The 20,769-nt window shown below is 72.2% G+C and carries 18 protein-coding genes; 5 read left to right on the top strand and 13 right to left on the bottom strand.

Going from position 1 to position 20,769, the window contains the following annotated elements; genetic code table 11:
* Positions 1-277 precede the first annotated feature (277 nt).
* On the top strand, positions 278-736 hold the full coding sequence (locus ACFZDC_RS17560) for a GNAT family N-acetyltransferase (RefSeq protein ID WP_391324669.1): 459 nt from the start codon (positions 278-280) through the stop codon (positions 734-736).
* Between the two features lie 13 nt (positions 737-749).
* On the opposite strand, the gene ACFZDC_RS17565 is transcribed toward ACFZDC_RS17560, so the two are convergent.
* Positions 750-884, bottom strand: coding sequence for a hypothetical protein (locus ACFZDC_RS17565; protein WP_391324671.1), 135 nt, complete (start codon positions 882-884; stop codon positions 750-752).
* Between the two features lie 137 nt (positions 885-1,021).
* Between ACFZDC_RS17565 and ACFZDC_RS17570 the strand changes: the two genes are divergently transcribed.
* Positions 1,022-1,642, top strand: coding sequence for a methyltransferase domain-containing protein (locus tag ACFZDC_RS17570; protein ID WP_391324673.1), 621 nt, complete (start codon positions 1,022-1,024; stop codon positions 1,640-1,642).
* A gap of 24 nt (positions 1,643-1,666) precedes the next feature.
* Here the strand turns inward: ACFZDC_RS17570 and ACFZDC_RS17575 are convergent, their stop codons facing one another.
* A complete protein-coding gene (locus ACFZDC_RS17575; protein ID WP_391324674.1) occupies positions 1,667-2,167 on the bottom strand; it encodes a DUF402 domain-containing protein in 501 nt (166 codons plus the stop codon).
* Positions 2,148-3,077 (bottom strand): GNAT family N-acetyltransferase, encoded by a 930-nt coding sequence (locus tag ACFZDC_RS17580; RefSeq protein WP_391324676.1) that lies wholly within the window; start codon positions 3,075-3,077, stop codon positions 2,148-2,150. Before ACFZDC_RS17580 ends, ACFZDC_RS17575 begins: the two co-directional genes overlap by 20 nt.
* 72 nt (positions 3,078-3,149) lie before the next feature.
* Between ACFZDC_RS17580 and ACFZDC_RS17585 the strand changes: the two genes are divergently transcribed.
* Positions 3,150-3,518 carry a GntR family transcriptional regulator gene (locus tag ACFZDC_RS17585; protein ID WP_391324678.1) on the top strand — a complete coding sequence of 123 codons (369 nt, stop codon included), beginning with the start codon at positions 3,150-3,152 and terminating at the stop codon, positions 3,516-3,518.
* Between the two features lie 83 nt (positions 3,519-3,601).
* On the opposite strand, the gene ACFZDC_RS17590 is transcribed toward ACFZDC_RS17585, so the two are convergent.
* Both ACFZDC_RS17590 and ACFZDC_RS17595 read right to left on the bottom strand, forming a co-directional pair.
* Positions 3,602-4,372, bottom strand: coding sequence for a DUF72 domain-containing protein (locus ACFZDC_RS17590; RefSeq protein ID WP_391324680.1), 771 nt, complete (start codon positions 4,370-4,372; stop codon positions 3,602-3,604).
* Between the two features lie 15 nt (positions 4,373-4,387).
* Positions 4,388-5,497, bottom strand: coding sequence for a DUF5925 domain-containing protein (locus tag ACFZDC_RS17595; RefSeq protein ID WP_391324682.1), 1,110 nt, complete (start codon positions 5,495-5,497; stop codon positions 4,388-4,390).
* A gap of 110 nt (positions 5,498-5,607) precedes the next feature.
* On the opposite strand from ACFZDC_RS17595, the gene ACFZDC_RS17600 reads away from it, so the two are divergent.
* Entirely contained in the window at positions 5,608-7,029 is a 1,422-nt protein-coding gene (locus tag ACFZDC_RS17600; protein ID WP_391324683.1) for a xylan 1,4-beta-xylosidase, read from the top strand.
* 51 nt (positions 7,030-7,080) lie between these two features.
* Here ACFZDC_RS17600 and ACFZDC_RS17605 read toward each other — a convergent pair whose 3' ends face one another.
* The 5 genes from ACFZDC_RS17605 to ACFZDC_RS17625 form a co-directional block, all read right to left on the bottom strand.
* Complete coding sequence (locus ACFZDC_RS17605; RefSeq protein WP_391324684.1) at positions 7,081-10,956, bottom strand: lipopolysaccharide biosynthesis protein; 3,876 nt, start codon at positions 10,954-10,956, stop codon at positions 7,081-7,083.
* Complete coding sequence (locus ACFZDC_RS17610; protein WP_391324686.1) at positions 10,949-11,749, bottom strand: polysaccharide deacetylase family protein; 801 nt, start codon at positions 11,747-11,749, stop codon at positions 10,949-10,951. The genes ACFZDC_RS17605 and ACFZDC_RS17610 overlap by 8 nt, the downstream gene beginning before the upstream one ends.
* Entirely contained in the window at positions 11,742-12,770 is a 1,029-nt protein-coding gene (locus tag ACFZDC_RS17615; RefSeq protein WP_391324688.1) for a glycosyltransferase, read from the bottom strand. Before ACFZDC_RS17615 ends, ACFZDC_RS17610 begins: the two co-directional genes overlap by 8 nt.
* Positions 12,767-13,588, bottom strand: a complete 822-nt coding sequence (locus ACFZDC_RS17620) for a glycosyltransferase (protein WP_391324690.1) — start codon at positions 13,586-13,588, stop codon at positions 12,767-12,769. The genes ACFZDC_RS17615 and ACFZDC_RS17620 overlap by 4 nt, the downstream gene beginning before the upstream one ends.
* 389 nt (positions 13,589-13,977) lie before the next feature.
* Positions 13,978-14,412, bottom strand: coding sequence for a hypothetical protein (locus ACFZDC_RS17625; protein WP_391324692.1), 435 nt, complete (start codon positions 14,410-14,412; stop codon positions 13,978-13,980).
* Positions 14,413-14,752: 340 nt separating this feature from the next.
* On the opposite strand from ACFZDC_RS17625, the gene ACFZDC_RS17630 reads away from it, so the two are divergent.
* The gene (locus ACFZDC_RS17630; RefSeq protein ID WP_391324694.1) at positions 14,753-15,559 is read left to right on the top strand and encodes a GDSL-type esterase/lipase family protein; all 807 of its coding nucleotides are present in this window, start codon (positions 14,753-14,755) and stop codon (positions 15,557-15,559) included.
* 85 nt (positions 15,560-15,644) lie between these two features.
* Here ACFZDC_RS17630 and ACFZDC_RS17635 read toward each other — a convergent pair whose 3' ends face one another.
* The 3 genes from ACFZDC_RS17635 to ACFZDC_RS17645 are packed head-to-tail and all read right to left on the bottom strand — an operon-like array spanning position 15,645 to position 20,714.
* Complete coding sequence (locus ACFZDC_RS17635) at positions 15,645-17,243, bottom strand: protein kinase (protein WP_391324696.1); 1,599 nt, start codon at positions 17,241-17,243, stop codon at positions 15,645-15,647.
* A gap of 46 nt (positions 17,244-17,289) precedes the next feature.
* Positions 17,290-18,915, bottom strand: a complete 1,626-nt coding sequence (locus tag ACFZDC_RS17640; RefSeq protein ID WP_391324698.1) for a sulfite exporter TauE/SafE family protein — start codon at positions 18,913-18,915, stop codon at positions 17,290-17,292.
* The gene (locus ACFZDC_RS17645; protein WP_391324700.1) at positions 18,912-20,714 is read right to left on the bottom strand and encodes a tetratricopeptide repeat protein; all 1,803 of its coding nucleotides are present in this window, start codon (positions 20,712-20,714) and stop codon (positions 18,912-18,914) included. The genes ACFZDC_RS17640 and ACFZDC_RS17645 overlap by 4 nt, the downstream gene beginning before the upstream one ends.
* Between the last annotated feature and the right edge of the window lie 55 nt (positions 20,715-20,769).

The raw sequence follows: 20,769 nt of genomic DNA on the forward strand, positions 1-20,769 counted from the left end.
GTCCGACCTGAGCCGCCGGACAGGCCCCGGAGTGCTGCCGGGCGAGGTTCAGCGGCGGTGCCGCCCGCCACCCGCCGCACGCCGCCGTACCGACAGGAACAGCGCCGCCGAACCGAGCCTCCTCGAAAGCGGTTCTCCGGCGGCCCGGATCCCGTGGGGTGATCCGAAGCTAGCCCCAAGAAACCGTGAAATCGCCTGCTCGGCGCGGTCGTTGGAGATCCTTATGGTCGTCTTAAGGACGTGCTCAGGCTGCGCTCAGGTAAGTAGCGTTCCTGGTATGAGGAACGACCGCCATGAGCAGATCCGGCCGGCCGCCGCGGAGGACGTGCCGGCCGTACGGGCCGTGACCGACGCGGCCTACCGCCACTACATCGAGCGCATCGGCGTGGTGCCGCAGCCCATGGAGGCGGACCACGCGGCCGACGTGGCCGCCGGAAAGGTGTTCGTCACCGGAGAGCCCGTCGTCGGACTTGTGGTGATCGAGGCGTTCGCCGACCATCTCCTCCTGGACAGCATCGCCGTCCACCCCGGCACCCATGGCAAGGGCGTCGGGCGGCGGCTGCTGCGCTTCGTCGACGCACGCGCGCGTGCGCTGGGGCTGGGCGAAGTCCGGCTCTACACCAACGCGATGATGTGGGAGAACCAGGAGATCTATCCGAAGTACGGGTACGACGTCGTGGAACGCCGTGCCGACGGCCCCTACGACCGGATCCACTACCGCAAGCGGCTGGACTGACGGACCTCGGCGGTCAGCCGTCGGGCCACCAGGTGCGTGCGATCTCCTTGCGCACCTCCGGGCGCCCTGCCGGGCGCTCCTCCGCCTCTTCACGGATCCGGCGGCTGTCCGTCCTCTTCAGGGGCTTGTGCACGGTCGCACGGCGCATGGCTGCCTCCTCAGTGCCTACCGAGTTCCGCGTTGTCACGGAGGTAGACGCTTTTGGGGAGAGTTCCTCATCGGTGCCGGTCTGTCAGTGGCGGCTGTCACGTCGGGACTGTCAGTGGCGGGTGTCACGCTTGGGGCATGACCAACGAGAGTGAGCACACGGTCGCGCTGGGTGCCGAGGTGGACTGGGACGCGGAGGCCGCCGCGTTCGACGACGAGCCCGACCACGGCCTGCGCGCACCCGAGGTGCGGGCGGCCTGGGCCGCGCGGCTGCGGTCCTGGCTGCCCGAGCACCCCGCCGATGTCCTCGACCTCGGCTGCGGCACCGGCAGTCTGTCGCTCCTCGCGGCCGAGCGGGGACACCGCGTGACCGGAGTCGACAGCTCGTCGGCCATGGTGGAGCGGGCCCGGGCCAAGCTCGCCGGACGGGACGCGGTGGTCCTGCGCGGGCAAGCCGCGGCCCCGCCGGTGGGGGAGCAGCGCTACGACGTCGTCCTCGTCCGGCATGTGCTGTGGACGCTGCCCGACCCGGCGCGCGTCCTGCGGCACTGGCGGACCCTGCTGCGGCCGGAGGGCCGGTTCGTGCTGGTCGAGGGCGTCTGGGGGACCCTCAGCCCGGTCGGCATACCCGCCGACCGGCTCACGTCCCTCCTGCGGCCGGTCGCCCGGCAGGTGCGCGTGGAGCGACTGTCCGACGACCCGGTGCTGTGGGGGAAGATGGTGGACGACGAGCGGTACGCGGTGGTGGCGACGGTATAGCCGGCGCAGCCGGATCCCGGGGCCTCAGGTCAGCAGGTCATCGAGGCCGCCGCCGCGGGCCAGCGCCTCCAGTTCGTCCAGTGCCGCCACCGCGGCGGACGCGGCCTCGGGGTCGGTCTCCGTCAGCCCGCTCTCGGCGAACTCGTCCTCGTCCAGGCGCCGTACGTCCGTGCCGTCGGCGGAGCGCCACAGGTCCAGGTCGAGGTCCTCGACGACCAGTTCGGCGCCGGACCGGGCGGCCGGGCGGGTGATGTCGCAGTACCAGCCCTTGACGGTGCCGTTCGCGGCGCGGACCTCCTTCACCGAGTACCAGCGGTCCCGCCAGTAGTGCTCGGTGAACACGTCGCCCGGTTCGAAGCGCACGAAGCCGAAGTCGCGGACGCCACCGCCCGCCCACGGTGCGCGGACGCAGACGTGGACGCCGTCGTCGTACAGCAGCTCCGCCGGATAACGGATCTTCGTGCGGCCGCCCTTGACCAGGACGACCTCCACCTGGGCCGCGGGTTCAGCCGAGTTCGCGGACATAGCGCACCTCCGTGGCGCAGATCTCGTACCCGAGCCACTTGTTGATCGCGATCATCGGGTCGTTGCCGGCGTCGTTGCCCGTGAAGGCCTCGGTGAGGCCGGCGGCGCGGGCCCGGTACAGGGAGTGGATCTTGGCGAGCTTGGCCAGGCCGCGGCCGCGGTGGGCGCGGGCCGTGCCGGTCATCGAGGTGGAGTAGCGGGTGGCGCCGTCGGTGTACGCCAGGGTGAGCGCGACCGGACGGCCGTCGACGACCGCGACCATGGTCAGCGTGCGGTTGAGCAGGGGATGCTTCCAGTTCTGTTCGAGCCAGGCGTCGTAGTCCGTGAACTCGATGGAGACCTCGCCGGGTTCGTCCGCCACCGTCTCCGCGTCCAGCTCGAACAACGGCCGCGGGTCGCCCGCGAAGTCGACGGCCGTACGCAGCTCGACGCCCGGCGGGATCTCCGGGAGCGGCGGGAGGGTGCCGTTCGCCAGGTCGAGACGGAGGAAGTGGGCGGGGCGGCCCCGGGTGTAGCCGTGCCGTTCGGCGAAGGCGCGGTTGCCCGGCTCGTCCAGGACCCAGGTGTACAGCTTGGTCGCGCCGACGGCGGCGAGATGCTCCTCGGCGGCCCGGACGAGGAGCCGGCCGGCACCGCGGTGGGTCCGGTCCGGGCGTACGTAGATGTTGAGGCATCCCTGGCCCGGCTCAGGGCTGTCGTGCGCCAGGGAGACCCCGGCCGTGCCGATGACGTCGCCGTCCTCGACCGCGATCAGCGAGCGGAGGTGGGCGTCGGGATGAGTGCGGGTGAGGAGGTGGCGGACCGAGTCCGGGGTGAACAGGATGTAGGGCAGGGCGAGATGGCGGACCCGGGCGTAGCCCTCGGTGTCGGCCGGGACGTCGGGGCGAAGGTCGCGCACGATCACTGTCATGGGGAGGCACCGTACGGGGAGACGTGCCGGGGATGCCTCTCATTTTTCCCGGGGTACGGGACAATCGGCCCTGTGAGCATGAAGATCCACATCGATGACAGCGCGCCGCCGTACGAGCAGGTGCGGGCGCAGATTTCCGAGCAGGCGCGCTCCGGGGCGCTGCCGGTCGGGTACCGGCTGCCGACCGTGCGCGGGCTGGCCGAGTCGCTGGGGCTCGCGGTGAACACGGTGGCCAAGGCCTACCGGGCGCTGGAGAGCGACGGGGTGATCGAGACGCGGGGGCGCAACGGAACCTTCGTGGCCGCCGCCGGCTCGGCGGCGGTACGTGAGGCGTCCCTCGCCGCTCAGGCCTATGCGGAGCGGGTGCGCAGGCTCGGGCTGGGGGAGCAGGAGGCGTTGGCCGCCGTGCGGGATGCCCTGCGGGCGGCTTACGGCGAGTAGGGGATGGCCCGTCCTCGGCCGAGCGGGGTTCGGCGCCGCCGGAAAGCGCCGCCCCGGCCGAGCGCCGCCACGGCGGAAGGCGGTCACCGGAGTCTCGCGTGCTCAGGAATCCGTGTCACCGTCAGCCCCGCCCGCTGCGCCGTCCTCCCGAAGGTCACCGCGTCCTCCACCGCCGCGCCTGCCGGATCGTTGTTGAAGTACGCGTACACGTCGTGGCGGTCGGACCAGGTGGTCGCGATGCGGTCCACCCACGTCTCCAGGGACCGTTTGCCGTAGCGCGGCCACGGCTGGGCGCGCCCCTGGTGGAAGCGGACGTAGCCCCAGTCGGTGGTGCGCCACAGCGGCGTCACCGGACGTGCCTGGACGTCCGCCCAGCACAGGGCCGCGCCACGGGACTCCAGGACTTTGCGCACCTGCGGTGTCCACCAGGAGTCGTGGCGCGGTTCGACCGCGACCCTCGTACCCGCCGGGAAGCAGGCCAGGCAGGCGTCCAGCAGGGGCGGGTCCGCGCGCAGGGTCGGCGGGAGCTGGAGGAGGACCGGGCCGAGGCGGTCGCCCAGGCCCGCCGCGTGGGTCATCAGCCGGCTGACCGGTTCCCCGGGTTCCTTCAGCCGCTTGATGTGGGTCAGGAAGCGGCTGGCCTTGACCGCGACCACGAAGTCCGGCGGGACGCGGTCCCGCCAGGCCGCGAAGGTCTCCCGGGACGGCAGCCGGTAGAACGCGTTGTTGATCTCCACGGTCGCGAAGAGCCGCGTGTACTCCTCCAGCCACAGCCGCGCCGGCACGCCCGCCGGGTACACCACGTCCCGCCAGTCCTTGTACTGCCACCCCGAAGTGCCGACGAACAAGGTCATAGCACCATCAAAGCACTACAGGTACAGCCCCGCGTCCGCCCCGTCCCGCGCCCCCGGCACCGACGTGGGCGCCGTGCCCCGGCGCAGCGCGTACAGCTCGGCGAGCGTCGCACCGTCCCGGCCGACGGCGTCCTCCCGGCCCGCGGCCTCGCCGCCCAGCCAGGTCACCGCCTCCCGGCGGGTCAGCGGGCCCACCTCGATACGGGCCAGACAGCGGCCGGGGCGGACCACGGCCGGGTGCAGACGCTCCAGGTCCTCGTTGGTGGTGACGCCGACCAGGACGTTGCGGCCCTGGCCGAGCAGGCCGTCGGTGAGGTTGAGCAGCCGGGACAGGGCCTGGCCGGCGGTGTGCTTGGCCTCGCCGCGGATCAGCTCGTCGCAGTCCTCCAGGAGGAGAAGACGCCAGCGGCCCTTGCCGGCGCTGTCCTCCTCGCCGATCGCGATGTCCATCAGATAGCCGACGTCGGAGAAGAGCCGCTCCGGGTCGAGCACGCAGTCCACCTGGCACCAGTCCCGCCAGGAGCGGGCGAGCGTGCGCAGCGCGGAGGTCTTGCCGGTCCCGGGCGGGCCGTGCAGCAGCAGCAGACGGCCCGCGATGTCCTCCGGGGTCGTCTTCATCAGGCGGTCCATCGCGTCCGCCACGGGTGCCGTGTAGTTGGGCCGGACCTCGTCCCAGGTGCCCGCGGAGATCTGGCGGGTGGTGCGGTGCGGGCCGCGCCGCGGGGAGACGTACCAGAAGCCCATGGTCACGTTCTCCGGCTGCGGCTCCGGCTCGTCGGCCGCGCCGTCCGTGGCCCGGTCGAGGACCGTCTTCGCCAGCTCGGCGCTGGTCGCGGTGACCGTGACGTCCGCGCCGCGGTTCCAGCGGGAGATCAGCAGGGTCCAGCCCTCGCCCTCGGCGAGGGTCGCGCTGCGGTCGTCGTCGCGGGCGACCCGCAGCACCCGGGCGCCGTCCGGCAGCAGGGTCGCGCCGGAGCGCACGCGGTCGATGTTCACGGCGTGCGAGTACGGCTGCTCGCCCGTCGCGAAGCGGCCGAGGAACAGCGCGTCGACGACGTCGGACGGCGAGTCGGAGTCGTCGACGTGGAGCCGGATCGGCAGAGCGTCGTGTGGGTTCGCAGACATGCCGCCATGATCCGGCACCGATGCCCTCGGCGCACGGCATTTCCGCCGCTTGTTCCGGGTGTTCCCAACACCTGCCCCGTAGGTCGTTTCGGCCTTTACTGTGGTCCTTGATGGGACGTCATGAGTGGTACACGGGGACTCGGCGGTGGCGGCTCACCGCCCTGCTCGGTGTGGGAGTGGCCGCTCTGGCCCTGGTGGTGAGCCTGATCAACACCCTGCCCGGGGGCGGTGCGGGCACCGCCGGGACCTCGCGCGACGGAGACAAGGTGCACGGCACGCCCCTCACGCCGCCGCGACGCCCCAAGCCGTACGTGGGCTGGGGCTTCACCCACACCCAGTACAGCGCCGACGAGGGCGGCGACACGGCCGTCGAGCGGGTCGAGCAGCTGCTGGCGAAGGACGGCGGGCTGCCGCAGGACCAGGCGATCATGGGCTGGGGTGCCGACAACCCCGAGCCGGTGAAGGGACGTTACGACTTCGGGGCGATGGACCGCCGCATCGACTTCATCCGCAGGTCCGGCGGCACCCCTGTCATCACGCTGTGCTGCTCACCGGACTGGATGAAGGGCGGCAGGGCCGGCGTCGGCAACACCGACTGGAGCCGGACCGCCCTGGAGACCGCGCCCACCCCCAAGCACTACCAGGACTTCGCCGACCTGGCCGCGACCGTCGCCAGGCGCTATCCCGACGTACGCCACTTCCTCGTCTGGAACGAGTTCAAGGGCTTCTGGAACAACGCCCGGGGCCGCTGGGACTACGAGGGCTACACGAGGATGTACAACCTCGTCTACAGGGCGCTGAAGCAGGTCGACAAGGACATCATGGTCGGCGGCCCGTATCTGGTCATGGACAGCCTCGACCCGCGCGACCAGAACGCCTCCGACGTGCTGAAGGGCCCATGGGGCGCCATGGACCGGCGGGTCCTCGACGCCTTCGCCTACTGGAACGGCCACAGGACCGGAGCCGACTTCGTGGTCGTCGACGGCTCCAGCTACACCAACGACGACGAACTGCTGCCCGACGAGTTCGCGGCCACCGACAAGCTCACCGCGGTGGGCGAGTGGGTCCGGCAGCAGACCCACGACCTTCCGCTGTGGTGGGCCGAGTACTACGTCGAGCCCGCCGACGGCAACGACGACCGCAAGGGCTGGTCCGAGGCCCACCGCCTCGCCGTCCACGCCTCCGGGCTGATCGCCATGGTCAAGGGCGGCGCCGACTCCGGTTTCTACTGGAACCCGGAGGAGGAGAAGGGCACCGACTGCCCCGGCTGCCTGTGGACGCCCACCGACAGCGCCGGCGGCGGGAAGGAACTCCCCATGTACGACCTGGTGTCCTGGTTCGGCAGGGCGTTTCCGCCGGGCACCAGGTACGAGACCGTGTCCGTCGCCCGGGACGACGTGCCCAACGTCCGGGTGCTCGCCGACCGCAGAACGGTCCTGGTGGTCAACACCCTGGACCGGACGATCAGCGCACAGGTCGACGGGAAGCGGTTCGACATGCAGGCGTACGAGGTGAAGTGGCTCGACCGCTGAGTCACCCCGAAGCGGCTCGGACCGCTGAACCGTCCACCCCGCACGCACCCGTCACTTCATGGTCAGGAACCGCTGCACCAGCGAGGCCAGCAGCACCGCGAGCAGCGGCAGCGAGAACCAGAAGCTGCCCTGCAGCCGACGCAGTTGCCGTACCCCCGGCCGCACCGCGACCCGGACCACCTCGCGGGCGGTGAGCAGCAGGATCAGCGCCACGGCGGCCAGCGCGCCGACCACCGACCAGGGCGTCCACGTCACTTGTGGCCCGATGGGGCCCGGGTCGGGCTTCGGTACCGCGCCCGCGGGCTGTCTGCGCAGCGCGTACACGGCGACATCGTCGTTGACCAGGACCCTCGTCAGCTCCTGCCGGTTGTCCAGGTGGTGGATCAGCCGGGACTCCCAGGTCGCCGAGTAGCCCGCGTCCAGCTCCAGGTACGTGACCTGACTCTCGTTGATCATCAGGTACGAGTGCGGTCCCGCGTCCTTGAGCGCCTTCACCAGGCCCGACACCAGCACCGGATCGACCGGTGCCTGCGTCGGCACGTAGTTCACCCGTTCCATGTCCCGCGCACCCCACGGCAGCGCCGGGGTCACGTCGTTGACCGGATCCTGGGTCAGCCACAGCAGCCGTACCGTCGGCCGGTCGTGGGCGTACACCCAGTCCATGGCCGCGACCTCACCGGGCCGGGTCCGCTCGAACGGCTCGTTGCCCCACCGGGCCACCAGGAAACCGCCCATCAGCAGCAGCCCGGCCAGCAGCGCGGCCAGCGGGGCGACGCTGACCCGGTCCTTCTCGCGCTCCCGCGCGGTGACGCCGGTGCGCGGGAAGAGGGCGAGGGCGCCCAGCAGGGCCGCGCCCGGTACGGCGAACATGAAGACGCGCAGCGCCATCTCACCGCCGTACGACTGCATGCCGAAGCCGAGGAACGGGACGAAGGTGAGCACCGGCAGCGACCGCTCGCGGTACGTGTGGCAGCGCCTGCGCCACCAGCCCCAGCAGGCGAACGCCATCACCGAGCCGGCCAGCAGGACCCGGGTGTACAGGACCAGCTTGTGTGTGGAACTGCCGCCCTGGATACGGCCGGAGACGGAGGTCGAGACGTTGCTGCCGACTCCGCCGACTCCGCCGAAGAGGTCGTCGAAGTGTCCGGACCAGTACGGCTCGGCCATGAAGCCGACCCAGACCGCGACCAGCACCGCGAACAGGATGGGCAGGCCGCGCAGCTCCGACCGCCCGAGCAGCACCAGGGCCGTGAGCACCCCGAGCATCATGAACGGGGTGAGCTGGTGCGCCGGGACGCTCGCCGCGTACAGGCCGATCAGCACCAGCAGCAGCACGGCCCGCTGCCGCCGGTCGGTGGGTTCCACCTCGGCCTCGCCGGGGCAGTACCTCGTCCAGATCATCCGGGGGGCGCGGAACCAGACCAGCAGGACGGCGACGAAGGCGAGATACAGCAGGTAGGTGAAGCCCTGGGGGGAGAAGTAGTCCTGGCCGACCCAGCCGCTCAGCACGAAGATCCAGATGCCGGTCCACTTGGCCCGCCAGCTCGCCCGCAGGGCGCGGGTCAGCAGGAACATGGGTGCCAGATAGGCGAGTTGGATGGCCGTCGGCCACCAGCGGATGATCTCGGTGAAGTCCTCGATCCCGCACGCCCGGGCGATGAACGCGGCCGCCGCGAAGAACCCCGGCCAGCTCCAGCGGGCGTCCAGGTCCGGCACGGCGGACCCGGTGCGGTCGATGTAGTCGATGAAGCCCAGGTGCTGCCAGGCCGTCGCGAACCGCGGCTCGGTCTCCAGCACCGCCGGCAGCGCGTGCAGGGACACCACGGTCGCCAGCAGCGTCACCAGCAGCAGGGCCCGGTGCTCGCGGCGCAGCCAGAGCAGCGAGGCGAACACCGTGATCAGCAGCGCCGCCCCCACCAGCGTGGGCAGCGGCAGGACGGAGACCAGGCCGAGCCCGCCCATCCCGTCCAGGTCGGCCTCGCCGAGCCGCAGCGCGGGCACCCAGTACAGCAGGAGCGCGGCGGTCAGCAGACAGCCGAGGACCACTCCGGAACGGGTGGGCAGCGGACGGTTGCCCGGTGCGGGCGCCGGCTGCTCCTCGGGTACGACGTCGTCCGCCGCGGCGTCCCCGGATGCCGCTTGCGCGAACGGCGCGTCGACCTCGTACTCCTGCGGCACCGCAGCTGCCGCGAACGGTGCGTCGGCCTCCGCCTCCCGCAACAGCGCCGCCTCGGCCGGGCCCAGCGACGCCTCGGCGCCCGGTTCCGGCTCCTCGACCGGGCGCAGCGCGGGCACACCGGCCGGCGGGGTGCCGGGACCCGGGCGGACGTCCGGCCGGCGTTCGACGTGGTCGAAGTCGACGGGGATGCCGAGGGCGAGGGTGTCGTTGTCCAGCGCCCAGGCCGGGCTGTGCCGGTGCCTCGGGGAACCGGCCGGGACGGCGGGGGTCACCCCGTTGGGGGACTCCCCGCTCGAGCGAGGCCGGGAGCGGGGGCGAAGCCAGGAGTGGGGGAGAAGCCGCGAGTGGGCGAGCGCCCCCAGGTCGGCGAGGTCCCCGTCCGGTGCCGCCGTCTCCGGCACGGTGGCAGGAGCCGCCCGGACCGTCTTCCACAGCTTCGGCGCCGCGATCGCCACGATCAGGGTGAGGCTGGAGATCTCGGCGACACCCGCGCCCGTCAGGCCCATGCGGGGCAGCAGCAGCAGCGTCAGACCGAGCACCAGCACGCACAACAGGCCCTGCAGCCAGGCGAGTCCCGCGGTGCGGCTCTGCGCGCGCAACACCGCGAAGTGCGTCTCCATCACGACCCGCAGCACCGCGCCGACCGCGAACCAGCGCAGCAGCGGGGTCGCCGCGTCCGCGTAGCCGTCGCCGAAGACGCCCAGGATCCATGGCGCGCCGGCGAACAGCACGCCCGCGATCGGCAGCATGATCCGGGCCATCCGCCTGAGCGCGGCGCGGGTGTTGGCGGCGAGGCGCCCCGGGTCGTGCGAACCCTCGACCGTCAGGGACGCGCCCATGTTGATGGCGAGCAGGTTGGTCGTGCCGCCGATGGTCGTGGTGATGTAGAAGTACGCGTTGTCCTCGGAGCTGACCTGCGAGGCGATGATCACCGGCACGAGGTAGACCACGGCGAGCGAGAACAGGGAACCGGTGTAGTCCCCGGCCAGGAACCTGCCGACCTCCTGCAGCGTCGGCGGCTTGGCGTGGTCCGCGGTCGCCTTGACGTGCCGCGGCACCAGCCGCCGGAACACCAGCCAGCCCAGCGGCACCACCGAGGTGGCGATCGCGGCGACCCAGGACACGAAGACGCCGGTGGTCGGGATGGCCACGGCGAACGCGACGAGGAGCCCCAGCTTCACCGCCGAGAACACGGTGTTGCCCACCGGCACCCAGGGAGCGCTGCGCAGCCCGGTCAGCACGCCGTCCTGGAGGGTGAGCACGTTCCAGGCGACGACGGCCCCGATGAAGCCGAGTCCGTTGACCGGTCCGTGCAGGAAGCGGTACGACGGCCCCCACACGTCCAGGGTCATCAGGAACACGCCCGCGGCGAGCGCCACGATCAGCGAACTGCCCGTGTAGGTGCGGAAGATGAGTCGTCCGGTGCGCTTGCCGGACACCGGGATGAAGCGGGCCAGGGCACCGGTCAGGGTCACCGCGGTCAGCCCGGCGAGCAGCTTCATCGCGGCGATGGCCGCGGAGCCCTGGCCGACCGCCGAGTCGGAGTAGTGGCGTGCCGCGGCGAGCCAGAAGCCGAGCCCGAGGACGGCGGAGATGCCGGTGTTGAGCATCAGCGCGTAGGCGTTGCGGAACAGGTGGTTGCCGCCGGCCGAGCGGCCCGTCCCGGGCAGGCGCAGACGGCGCCGGGAGGGTTCGGGCGCCTCGGTCCCGGGCGTCGCGGCCTCGGTTGTGGTGGTCGTGTCAGACACGGGAGCTGATGGCCTTCCGGCGGACCTGGCGTGCTCTGCGGACGAGGGCGTACCCCTTGGTGAGGGCGCGGTCCCGGGCAAAGTCACGGGCGATCGCGCGGCCCTGGAGCAGCCGCTGGAACTCCTCGACACCCGTGCTGCGGCGGACGGTGACGCGCCGCAGGGCGTACGGCCCCTGGCGGCGGCGGGCGAGCGAGTTGCCGACGGCGAGCGCCTGGGCGTACCCCGCCTCCCGCACGGCGTGCCGCACCCGGCGGCTGGAGTAGCCGTACGGGTAGGCGAAGGACAGCGGCCGCGAGCCGAGTTCACCGGTGAGGATCTCCGTGCTGCGCACCAGCTCCGCGCGCAGGGCCGCGTCGTCCAGCTGATCGAGCTGCGGATGGGTGTGGCTGTGGCCGCCGATCTCGGCGCCGGTGTCCGCGAGGTCGCGCACCTGCTGCCAGTCGAGCATGGTGTCCAGACCCCCTCCGGTGTCGTACGCGCCCCTGATCCAGCCGGTGGAGACGAACAGCGTGGCCGGGAATCCGTGCTTGGCGAGCACGGGCAGGGCATGCCGGTGGACGCCCTCGTAGCCGTCGTCGAACGTGACCAGCACCGGACGGCCGGGCAGCGGCCTGCCGGACCGCCAGCGTGCCGCGAGGTCGGCGGTCGTCACCGGGGTCAGCCCCAGGTCACCGATGAGCGCCATCTGCTCGGCGAACGCCTCCGGAGCGACCGACAGGGCCCGGGTGGCGTCCTGGGGCGCGCTCGCCACCGCGTGGTACATGAGGATCGGTACGGGTGTGTCACTCATGGGCGTTCCCCTTCGATCCGTACGCCCGTGCGACTGTTGGGCGTTCCCCCTCGATCCGTACGACGGAGAGCGTCGTCCCACCCCGCCGTGCCCGCACACTGCCCATCACATAGCCGCCCGCCGCCGTCAGCACCCCCGCGACGATCGCGCCCGCGCGACCCGCGCCGCCCGGCCGGCCGCGCAGGGCGTCTCGCACCCCCCGGGCCACTCCCGCGGGCAGTACCCGGGTGGTGTACCGGCGTTCGGTCTCCAGCCCCTTGCCGGCGCCGACGCTCCTCGTCACCAGGGCCTTCGAGAGGCCCTCGGCGTAGGTGCGGGTGCGGAAGTACGCGAAGTGTTCGCGGGGCTCGGGCACCCGGTGGTGGATCACCGCGCGGTCGTCGATGAGCAGCACGGCGTCGGGGCGGGCCCGGGTGAGGCGGATGCACAGTTCCGTCTCCTCGCAGCCCAGCGGGCGCCGGTCGCCGTCGCGGCCGATGCCGGTGGCGAAACCACCCGCGGCCTCGAACGCCGTGCGGCGGAAAGAAGCGTTTCCGCCCAGGACGTTGCGGACCCGTGCCCGGCCCGGCGGCAGCCCCCGGTAGGTGCAGCCCACCACCCAGTCGAACTCCTCGGGGAACCAGGCCGGACGCCGGCCCGACGCCCAGATCGGGACCGTACGGCCGCCGACCGCCATCACCCGCGGGTCGGCGTACCCCTCGGCGAAGCGGCGCAGCCAGTCCCGCTCGGCCACGGCGTCGTCGTCCAGGAAGGCGATCACCTCGCCGTGGGAGGCGGCGATACCGGTGTTGCGACCGGCCGACAGGCCGCGCGGGCCCGCGTTGGCCAGCACCCGGACACCGACGGCCTCCTGGTACTCCCGTGTCAGCCGCTCCAGCAGGGCGGCGTTGTGGTCGACGACCAGGAGCGTCTCCAACGCCGGATACGACTGCGCGCGCACCGAGGAGACCGCCGCGAGGATGTCCTCCCAGCGGTTCTCGGTGTACACGCAGATCACGACGGAGATGCCGGGATCTCTCAAGACACCTCTCCCCGCATGGTGTCGAGCAGGGGTGAGTGGTGTTCCTGGCGGCGCAGCTCCCGCCGGTTGGAGCGTTCCCTGAGGATGACCTTCAGCACCCGGAACCCGTCCCGTACCGCCCGCAGATTGCTCGTGCCGTGGATCCGCAGGTACTCGTGGCTGGGAATCTCCTGCACCTTCAGCCCCGCCTTGACCACTCTGATGTTCATCAGCGTCTCGACCTCGAAACCGGTGCAGTCGAGGTCGATCTTGTCGAGGCAGTGCCGCCAGAACGCGTTGTACCCGTAGCACAGGTCGGTGTAGCGGGCGCCGAACTTGCGGTTGACGACGGTGCACAGCGCCCAGTTGCCGAGCTTGCGGATGAAGGTCATGTCGTCCGTGCCGCCGCCGTTGGCGAAGCGCGAGCCCTTGGCGAAGTCGGCGCCCGAGACCAGGGCGGAGACGTACGACACGATCTCGTTGCCGTCGGCCGAGCCGTCCGCGTCGACCATCACGATGATGTCGCCGGTGCACGCCTCGAACCCGGTGATCAGGGCATCCCCCTTGCCCCTGCCCTGCTGTTCGACGACCTTCACCTCGGGCCACAGCGAACGGGCGACTTCGACGGTGTCGTCGGTGGAATTGCCGTCCACGAGAACCACTTCCTGTACCCAGTCCGGAAGGGTCTTGAAGACGTAGGGCAGATTCTCCGCCTCATTCATGGCGGGAATCACCACGCTCACCGGCGGAGTGATCGCCAGGTGAGAGGAGATGGGCCGGTAGTGGCTCGCCAGTAACGGATCCCGGCCCGAACTCGGCGGATGCAGAACAGAACTCATGAGTGTGGTCCCTCTCGTCCGGTGGACCGCCCGCCCCTGGGCGGCCCGGCTCTGTGTCCGGTTCGAAAGGGGGGTTCTCATCTTCGGCACGGCGAATTGATCTCCGTGCACCCGGACGAGCTGGCAAAGCTGGCCGGCCTGCCGGAAAAAGACGGCAGTCGGTCGCGCGGCACGACTCGGTCACCAGTGCGGTCACCGAGCACGGCACCCCCCTACCGCGCCCCGCGCCGGAACGTCACGGCCCTGAGCCCTCCCCTGAACCGTGTGCTGACGGACCGATGCGAGTGAGATGTATGACGGTATTGACGATTGAAGCAGAATGGCAAGACCTGGAACGAGGCCTCACGTTTTTATTGGTTTGGCTGTTACATGACTTTGGCCTGCGTTGGTCACTCTTTCGGGGGTTTCTTCGAACGCAATTCCCTCCGGGCGAGGGTGAGTAGAAGCGCCGTCAGGCTCAGCACGGTCACCGCGACGACCCCGCCCCGGACCGACCAGCGGTGCACGGCCAGCATGCCCTGAGCCACCAGCATGTTCAGTACGACCGCGCCCGCAAGCGCGGTGAGCGCCCGGCCGAACGGATCCAGCCCGCGCAGCGCCGACCCGATCGCCACGGCCGGCGCCGCGAGCAGGAAGAACAGCATGCACGGACCGCGCAGCGGTGTGCCGGCGCCGGCGAACGCGAGCAGTGCGCCGACCGCCCCGACGGCGGTGGCCGCACCGGCGAGCAGCGGTGACAGGTCCCTCCCCGGTCCTGACCCGGCCCGCTCGGGGCCGTCCCCGGAGCCGTCTGCTGAAGGTGTCTTGATGCGTAACGTCTGCATTGGCGACTTTGCCCCCCGACGCGCCGGATGCCGGACTTCAATGTCGCGCAGGCCCGTGCGGGCCGTCAAGACGACGGTCCCTCTTTAAACACGTGTTCCCCGGACGTTTCGAGGCCCCCGGGGAACGGGTGTTCAAAGTGATCCGGGCGGTGTTGCGGAGCGCGCTTCGACTGCGGTGGCGATCCGCCCCGTTGATGTGGCATGCGCACGCAATATTCGGATCGGTGAACATCTCCGATCGATCTCGTTGAGACGCCAAAAGTCTTGGCATGGACACTTCCCGTCAACACGCGTAGTTGCTACGACAGTTGTGGCAGAGATCCTGCTAAAGGGAGGTTCCATGAGACGTTCCCGACTTACCGGATTCGTTACCTCGCTTCTCCTCGCCACCGGCCTCGCCCTCACCGGGGCCGCCACGGCGCAGGCTTCTTCGACGGTCGCGACCGGCGGCTATGTGGCGCTCGGCGACTCCTACTCCTCCGGGGTGGGATCAGGCAGCTACATCAGCTCCAGCGGCAGCTGCGACCGCAGCACCAAGGCGTACCCGTACCTGTGGAACGCCGCCCACGGCCCGTCCTCGTTCGCCTTCAACGCCTGCTCGGGCGCGAAGACCGACGACGTGCTGGCGAGCCAGCTCGGCTCGCTCAGCTCCTCCACCGCCCTGGTGTCCATCACCATCGGCGGCAACGACGCCGGTTTCGCCGACGTCATGACGACCTGCGTCAGCAGTTCCGACAGCACCTGTCTGGCCAGGATCAACACCGCTGAGGCGTACGTCGACTCGACGCTCCCCGGCAAGCTCGACGCCGTCTACAACGCGATCAGGGCCAAAGCCCCGTCCGCCCGGGTGGTCGTGCTCGGCTACCCCCGCTTCTACAAGCTCGGACAGACCTGCATCGGGCTCTCCGGGACCAAGAGGTCCGCGATCAACGACGCGGCCGACCACCTGGACAACGCCATCCAGAAGCGCGCTCTGGACCACAACTTCGTGTTCGGCGACGTCCGCACCACGTTCACCGGCCACGAGATCTGCTCCAGCGACTCCTGGCTGCACAGCGTCAACTGGCTCGACATCGGCGAGTCGTACCACCCGACCGCGGCCGGCCAGTCCGGCGGCTATCTGCCGGTGTTCGCCAACGCGGCCTGAGCCATGGCGGCGAGACCGTCACCGCGACACCTTCAGGACTCACTCGTCAGGGTGAAATCGCAGGGTGAGTTCTCAGGGTGAGTTCTCAGGGTGAGCCCGAAGGCGATGCGGAGGCCCCGTCCGACGGGGTCTCCGTCGCCGTCGTCGCGCACGTCACCGAGAACGGCACCGCGTTCGACGTGGTCCGCACCGGACTGCGCACCTCCACGCTGATCTCGTTCTCGATCGTCGCGCTGTCGGAGTAGGCGGTCACGACCACCTGCACCTGCCTGGTCCTCCCACCGCCCGACGGGAACGACAGCGTCTTCCACCCCGGGTCGGAGACCGACCCGTGCGCGAGCACCCACCGGTACTCCACCTGCGCGGGCAGCCGCCCCACCGTGAACGTCGCCGTGAACGCGGGCGCCTGCGCGGTCGGCGGCGGGCAGGTCCCGTCGTACGCCGTGTGTGAGCCCGTCAGGGTGACCCGTACCGACTGGGCCGGCCGGCTGCTCGCCGTACCACTGCTCCGCGCGGGCGGCGGCGCCCCGGAGTCCGAGTCGGTTCCGGTGCTCGGGGAGGGGGAGTGCGCACTGCCGCTCGCCCGGCTGGTGTGCGCGCCGTTGTTCCGGTCGCCGCTGCCGTTGTCCCGGTTGAGCAGCGCGTACGTCAGTCCCGCCACCGCCAGGACGACCGCCAGGAGGCCGGCCACCAGCACCGCACCGGCCCGCCGGTTGCGCTCCGGCTCGACGGCGGCCGTCGTCCGTGGCTCCGGATACCCCGTGGGCGGCATCGGCGGGGCCGGGGCAGGCCGTTGCGGCTGGGTGGCGACCGTCGGGGCGTACGGCGCGGCCGGCAGGGGCTCCGTGCGGGGCCCTCCACCCGCCGCGACGATCCGCAGATCCTGTTCGGCCCGCTCGGCGGACAGCCGCTCGGCGGGGTCCTTGCGCAGCAGCCCCTGGATGACCGGAGCGAGCGGTCCTGCCCGGTGCGGCGGCGGCAGCTCGTCGTCCACCACGGCACGCAGGGTGCTCAGCGGAGTGTCCTGCCGGAACGGGGAGTTGCCCTCCACGGCCGCGTAGAGCAGCACGCCCAGCGACCACAGGTCCGACTCCGGTCCCGGCGTACGCCCCAACGCCCGCTCGGGTGCCAGGAATTCGGGCGAGCCGATCACCTCGCCGGTCATGGTCAGCGCCGAGCTGCCCTCCACCGTCGCGATGCCGAAGTCGGTGAGGACCACCCGGCCGTCGTTGGACAGCAGCACGTTGGCCGGCTTCACGTCCCGGTGCAGCACCCCGGCGCCATGCGCGGCACGCAGCGCGGCCAGCACCTCGGCACCGACGTGCGCGGCCCGCTGCGGCGTGAGCGGACCCTCGGCCTCCAGCTGGTCGGCGAGGGACAGCCCGCGGACCAGCTCCATCACGATCCACGGGCGGCCGCCCTCCATCGCCACGTCGTACACCGTGACCACGTTGCGGTTCGCGACCCGGGCCGCCGCCCACGCCTCGCGCTCCAGGCGCGCGTACATCCGCTCCACGTCCGAGACGGGCAACCCGGCCGGGGCCCGCACCTCCTTGACGGCCACCTCACGGTGCAGCACCTCGTCGCGGGCGCGCCACACGGTGCCCATGCCGCCCTCGCCCAGCGGGGACAGCAGACGGTAGCGGCCCGCGATCACACGTTCACGGCCCGGCTCTTCGGACACGGGCGCCCCCCCATGGCATCTGACGCGATTTCTCCACAAAAGTAGCTCAGCCGAGAGCGGATGCGGCCCCCTTGAGCACCAATCCGGCACCCAGGGCGACGACGACCATCGCGGACGCGAGTGGCAGGGTCCGGCGCACCAGGGTGGCCCCCGGGTGTGCGGTCCAGCGCGGACGCCGGTCCAGGGCGCGGGTGACGCCCGAGCCCAGCCTGACGACGGCGAACCCGGCCGCCGTGAGCGTCAGCGCGAGACCGGCGCCGTACGCCACGACGAGCAGCAGCCCGAACCAGGCCTTGCCGAGCGCGGCGGCACCGACCAGAACGACGACCGCCGAGGGGCTGGGCACCAGCCCCCCGGCGAACCCGAGCAGGATCGTGCCGCGGAGGGTGGGGGCGGTGGGATGGGTGTGGGTGCGACCGCCATGGCTGTGCTCGACGGCGTGGTGGTGGGTCCCATGGTGGTGGTGCTCGTGATGGCCATGGTCGTGGTGGTCATGGTCGTGGTGGCCGTGGCCGTGGCCGTGGCTGTGGTGGCCATGGTCGTGAGGGTGATGCTGGGCTGTTCCGTGGTGGGCGCCCACGCCGACCGGCTGACGTGTCTTCACCTCCGCATGGGCATGTACATGGGTGTGTTCGTGTGCGCGGTTGCGCCAGGCCCGTCGTACGAGGTTCGCGCCCGCCCCGAGCACCAGGGCGCCGCTGGCGATGCCCAGCCACGCGATCACCGAGGGCGTGGCGGCGGAACCGGCCGTGACGAGCAGGCCCAGGGCGACCACGCCGAGCGTGTGGGTCACCGTGACCGAGGCGGCCAGCGGCAGCACGTCCCGCAGCCGGGCCCGGCCCCCGCGCGCGGCCGCCGTCGCGGCCATCAGGGTCTTGCCGTGGCCGGGTGCGAGGGCGTGCATCGCGCCGAGCACGACGGCGACGAGCAGGGCGAGCGCGGCGAAACCGGCGGTGAGGTCGTGGCGGGCCACCAGGTCGTCCAGGGCGCGGGTCCAGCGATCGGCGCCCCGGGGCAGCACGGAGGCGCCCGGGGCGGCCTGCCGCTCCGCCGCGAGGGCCGGGCCGCCGGGCCGCACGCGCAGGGAGGCGCTGGGGGTGTCGGCGGGGGAGGACAGCAAGTCCTTCGGGTACGTGGTGAGTTCGTGCGAGACCGACGTCTTCGGTACGTCCGTCGCGGTGAGCGTCATGCGGTCGCCGCGCGCGGTGATCTCCCGCCAGCCGGGGCCGCTGGTGGCGCCTGCGCCGTGGAAGCCGAGGGTGACGGACCTGCCCCGGGGGAGCGCCGCGGTGAACCGGCACTCCACGCGCAGGGTGTTCAGCCCGGCCTGACCGGGCCGCAGGCCGGCGTGGGCGGAGCCGGGGGTCAGTGTCGTGGAGCGTCCCTCGACGGTGAGCCTGCTGCCCCGCGCGGCCTCGGCGCACCGCCGCTCGGCCCAGGTGGCCAGACCCAGCCGCTGGATGTCGGGCTTGGCCTGGGTGGCCGGGATCTCGGCGAGGTCCTCCACATGGTCGACGCGGAGCTGTCCGGGGGCGGCGACGAGACCGTCGTAGCGATTGACGGTGAAGTTGCCCAGGGGGTGCGCGCTCGCGGCCGTGGCCGGGGCGAGCGCGAGGGCGCAGGCGGCGGTGAGGACGGCGGCGGCGCAGGTGAGCTGGCGACGGAGGTTCACTTGGCGGCCTCCAGTGCCGTGCGGGCCCTGGCCGCGCCCAGAGGGGAGAAGCCGGGGTTCAGCCTCAGGGCCGCCCTCAGCGAGGCGCGGCCGTCCTCGGCGTGGCCCGTGGCCAGCTCGATCATGCCGCGGTGATAGCGGAAGGCGGCGCTGCGGTAGCCGGTCGCCGTGGCCCGGCGGGCATACGGGAGGGCCTCCTCGTCACGGCCGTTGACGTGGAGCGCCCAGGCGAGGGCGTCCGCGGTGTGCACGGTGTGGCGGCGGGCCCATTCGGCGCGGGCCGCGCGCAGGGCGGACGCCTTGTCGCCGTGGTCGGCGGCGGCCAGCGCGGTGTCGAGGTCGGCGTTCACACCATTGGCGCGGGCGAGCGCGATCCAGGCGTCCACGAGCGCGTACTGGTCCCGGGCCCTGGCCCGGTCGCCCGACGCGCCGCGGGCCTCGTACAGCTCGCCGAGCTCGACCAGCGGTTGGGGCAGCGGATAGCGGGAGACCATGGTCTGCAGGCCCTTGATCGCCTCGTCCCGGTGGCCGCTCGCCGCCTGGGCGCGGGCCCGGCCCTCCAGCGCGGGGAGGTAGTTCTCGTCAGCGGCCAGGGCCCGGGCGTAGTAGGAGAGCGCGGAGGTGTAGTCGCCCTGGTTCCAGGCGAGTTGGCCGAGCTGTGCGGCCACGTACGCCACGTCACCCGGCGAGGTGGCGGCGGCGAGGGCCTGCTTGAGCACACGCCGGGCGGTCGGCACGTCGCCGCGCAGCTCGTGCACGTACGCGTACCGTGTGAAGACCGGCACGCCCGGCTTGCGCGCGTCAGCGGTCCCGGCGGCGCGGGACGCCTCGGCGTACCGGCCGAGTTCCACCAGGGCGTCGATGCGCGAGGACAGGGCGCGTTCGCTGTAAGGGTTCTGCTTCAGCGCCTGGTCCGCGTAGGTCAGGGCGTCCTTGAAGTCGTGCCGGGCGGCGGCGAGGGCGGCCCGGCCGGCCAGCGCCTGGTCGTTGCCGGGGGCGACCGCCAGGGACCGCTTCAACGCGCTGTCGGCCTGCGGGTAGCGGGCCGGGTCGCCCTTGGTCCGCGCCTGCTCGACGTAGGCCAGACCGAGGGTGGCCCAGCTGCCCGAGTCCCGTGGCTGGGAGCGCAGATGTGACTGCAGGGCGGCGATGCTCGCGTCCAGGTCGCCGCTGCCCAGAATCCCTGGATCCACGGCACTGGTGGAGGCGGCCACGGCCACGGGTGCCCCATCCCGCGCGGCACCCAGGGCGATCGCCCCGCCGGTGAGGGCGACCGCCAACAGCGCCGCACAGCCGACGAGTCGCGCACCACGCCGGCGCCGGCCGGCTGCGGCGAGCCGGCGGACAGCGGCGACACGCTCGTCGCCGACGGGGGCGGCCGGGGGCCCCGGGGGCGAGGCGCCCCCGGGGGGTGGGGCCCCGGCCTCGGAGGCGGCCGGGGCGGCGTCTTCGGCCGGGATCTCCGTCACGCGAGCCTCCCGGGAGGCGTCGCCGGCCGGGACCGCGGCGCTCTGGGACGGCGCCAGGCTCCCGGCGGCACGGCGCCCGCCCGGCGCCGTCCGGACACCCGGTGCGTCCGCGGCCGGTGCGGGAGTGGCCGTGGAGCTGCCCGGTGCGTCCGCGGTCGGCGCGGGAGTGACCGCGGTGGGCTCGGGTGGGGAGGGCGCCGACGGCCGCGGCCGGTCCGCGGAGGTCTCCCGCGGGGGGACCCCGGACGTCGTCACCGCGTCGCCCTGGGCGGCGGTATCGCCCGGGCGCGTCCTCCGCTCGCCGGGCTCGTGGTTCGTGCGCGCGGACATGCCTCTCCTCGGTCGCCTCAAGTGGTCGAAGGAAAAGGCGCGGCCCGCCGTGGGG

This window comes from Streptomyces sp. NPDC007905 (assembly GCF_042959345.1).
Lineage (GTDB): Bacteria > Actinomycetota > Actinomycetes > Streptomycetales > Streptomycetaceae > Streptomyces.

Coding starts and splice junctions, on each gene's coding strand:
- ACFZDC_RS17565 (WP_391324671.1), bottom strand. CDS start 884: ATGCGCCGTGCGACCGTGCACAAGCCCCTGAAGAGGACGGACAGCCGC.
- ACFZDC_RS17560 (WP_391324669.1), top strand. CDS start 278: ATGAGGAACGACCGCCATGAGCAGATCCGGCCGGCCGCCGCGGAGGAC.
- ACFZDC_RS17570 (WP_391324673.1), top strand. CDS start 1,022: ATGACCAACGAGAGTGAGCACACGGTCGCGCTGGGTGCCGAGGTGGAC.
- ACFZDC_RS17630 (WP_391324694.1), top strand. CDS start 14,753: ATGAGACGTTCCCGACTTACCGGATTCGTTACCTCGCTTCTCCTCGCC.
- ACFZDC_RS17590 (WP_391324680.1), bottom strand. CDS start 4,372: ATGACCTTGTTCGTCGGCACTTCGGGGTGGCAGTACAAGGACTGGCGG.
- ACFZDC_RS17595 (WP_391324682.1), bottom strand. CDS start 5,497: ATGTCTGCGAACCCACACGACGCTCTGCCGATCCGGCTCCACGTCGAC.
- ACFZDC_RS17575 (WP_391324674.1), bottom strand. CDS start 2,167: ATGTCCGCGAACTCGGCTGAACCCGCGGCCCAGGTGGAGGTCGTCCTG.
- ACFZDC_RS17620 (WP_391324690.1), bottom strand. CDS start 13,588: ATGAGTTCTGTTCTGCATCCGCCGAGTTCGGGCCGGGATCCGTTACTG.
- ACFZDC_RS17600 (WP_391324683.1), top strand. CDS start 5,608: ATGGGACGTCATGAGTGGTACACGGGGACTCGGCGGTGGCGGCTCACC.
- ACFZDC_RS17625 (WP_391324692.1), bottom strand. CDS start 14,412: ATGCAGACGTTACGCATCAAGACACCTTCAGCAGACGGCTCCGGGGAC.
- ACFZDC_RS17610 (WP_391324686.1), bottom strand. CDS start 11,749: ATGAGTGACACACCCGTACCGATCCTCATGTACCACGCGGTGGCGAGC.
- ACFZDC_RS17580 (WP_391324676.1), bottom strand. CDS start 3,077: ATGACAGTGATCGTGCGCGACCTTCGCCCCGACGTCCCGGCCGACACC.
- ACFZDC_RS17645 (WP_391324700.1), bottom strand. CDS start 20,714: ATGTCCGCGCGCACGAACCACGAGCCCGGCGAGCGGAGGACGCGCCCG.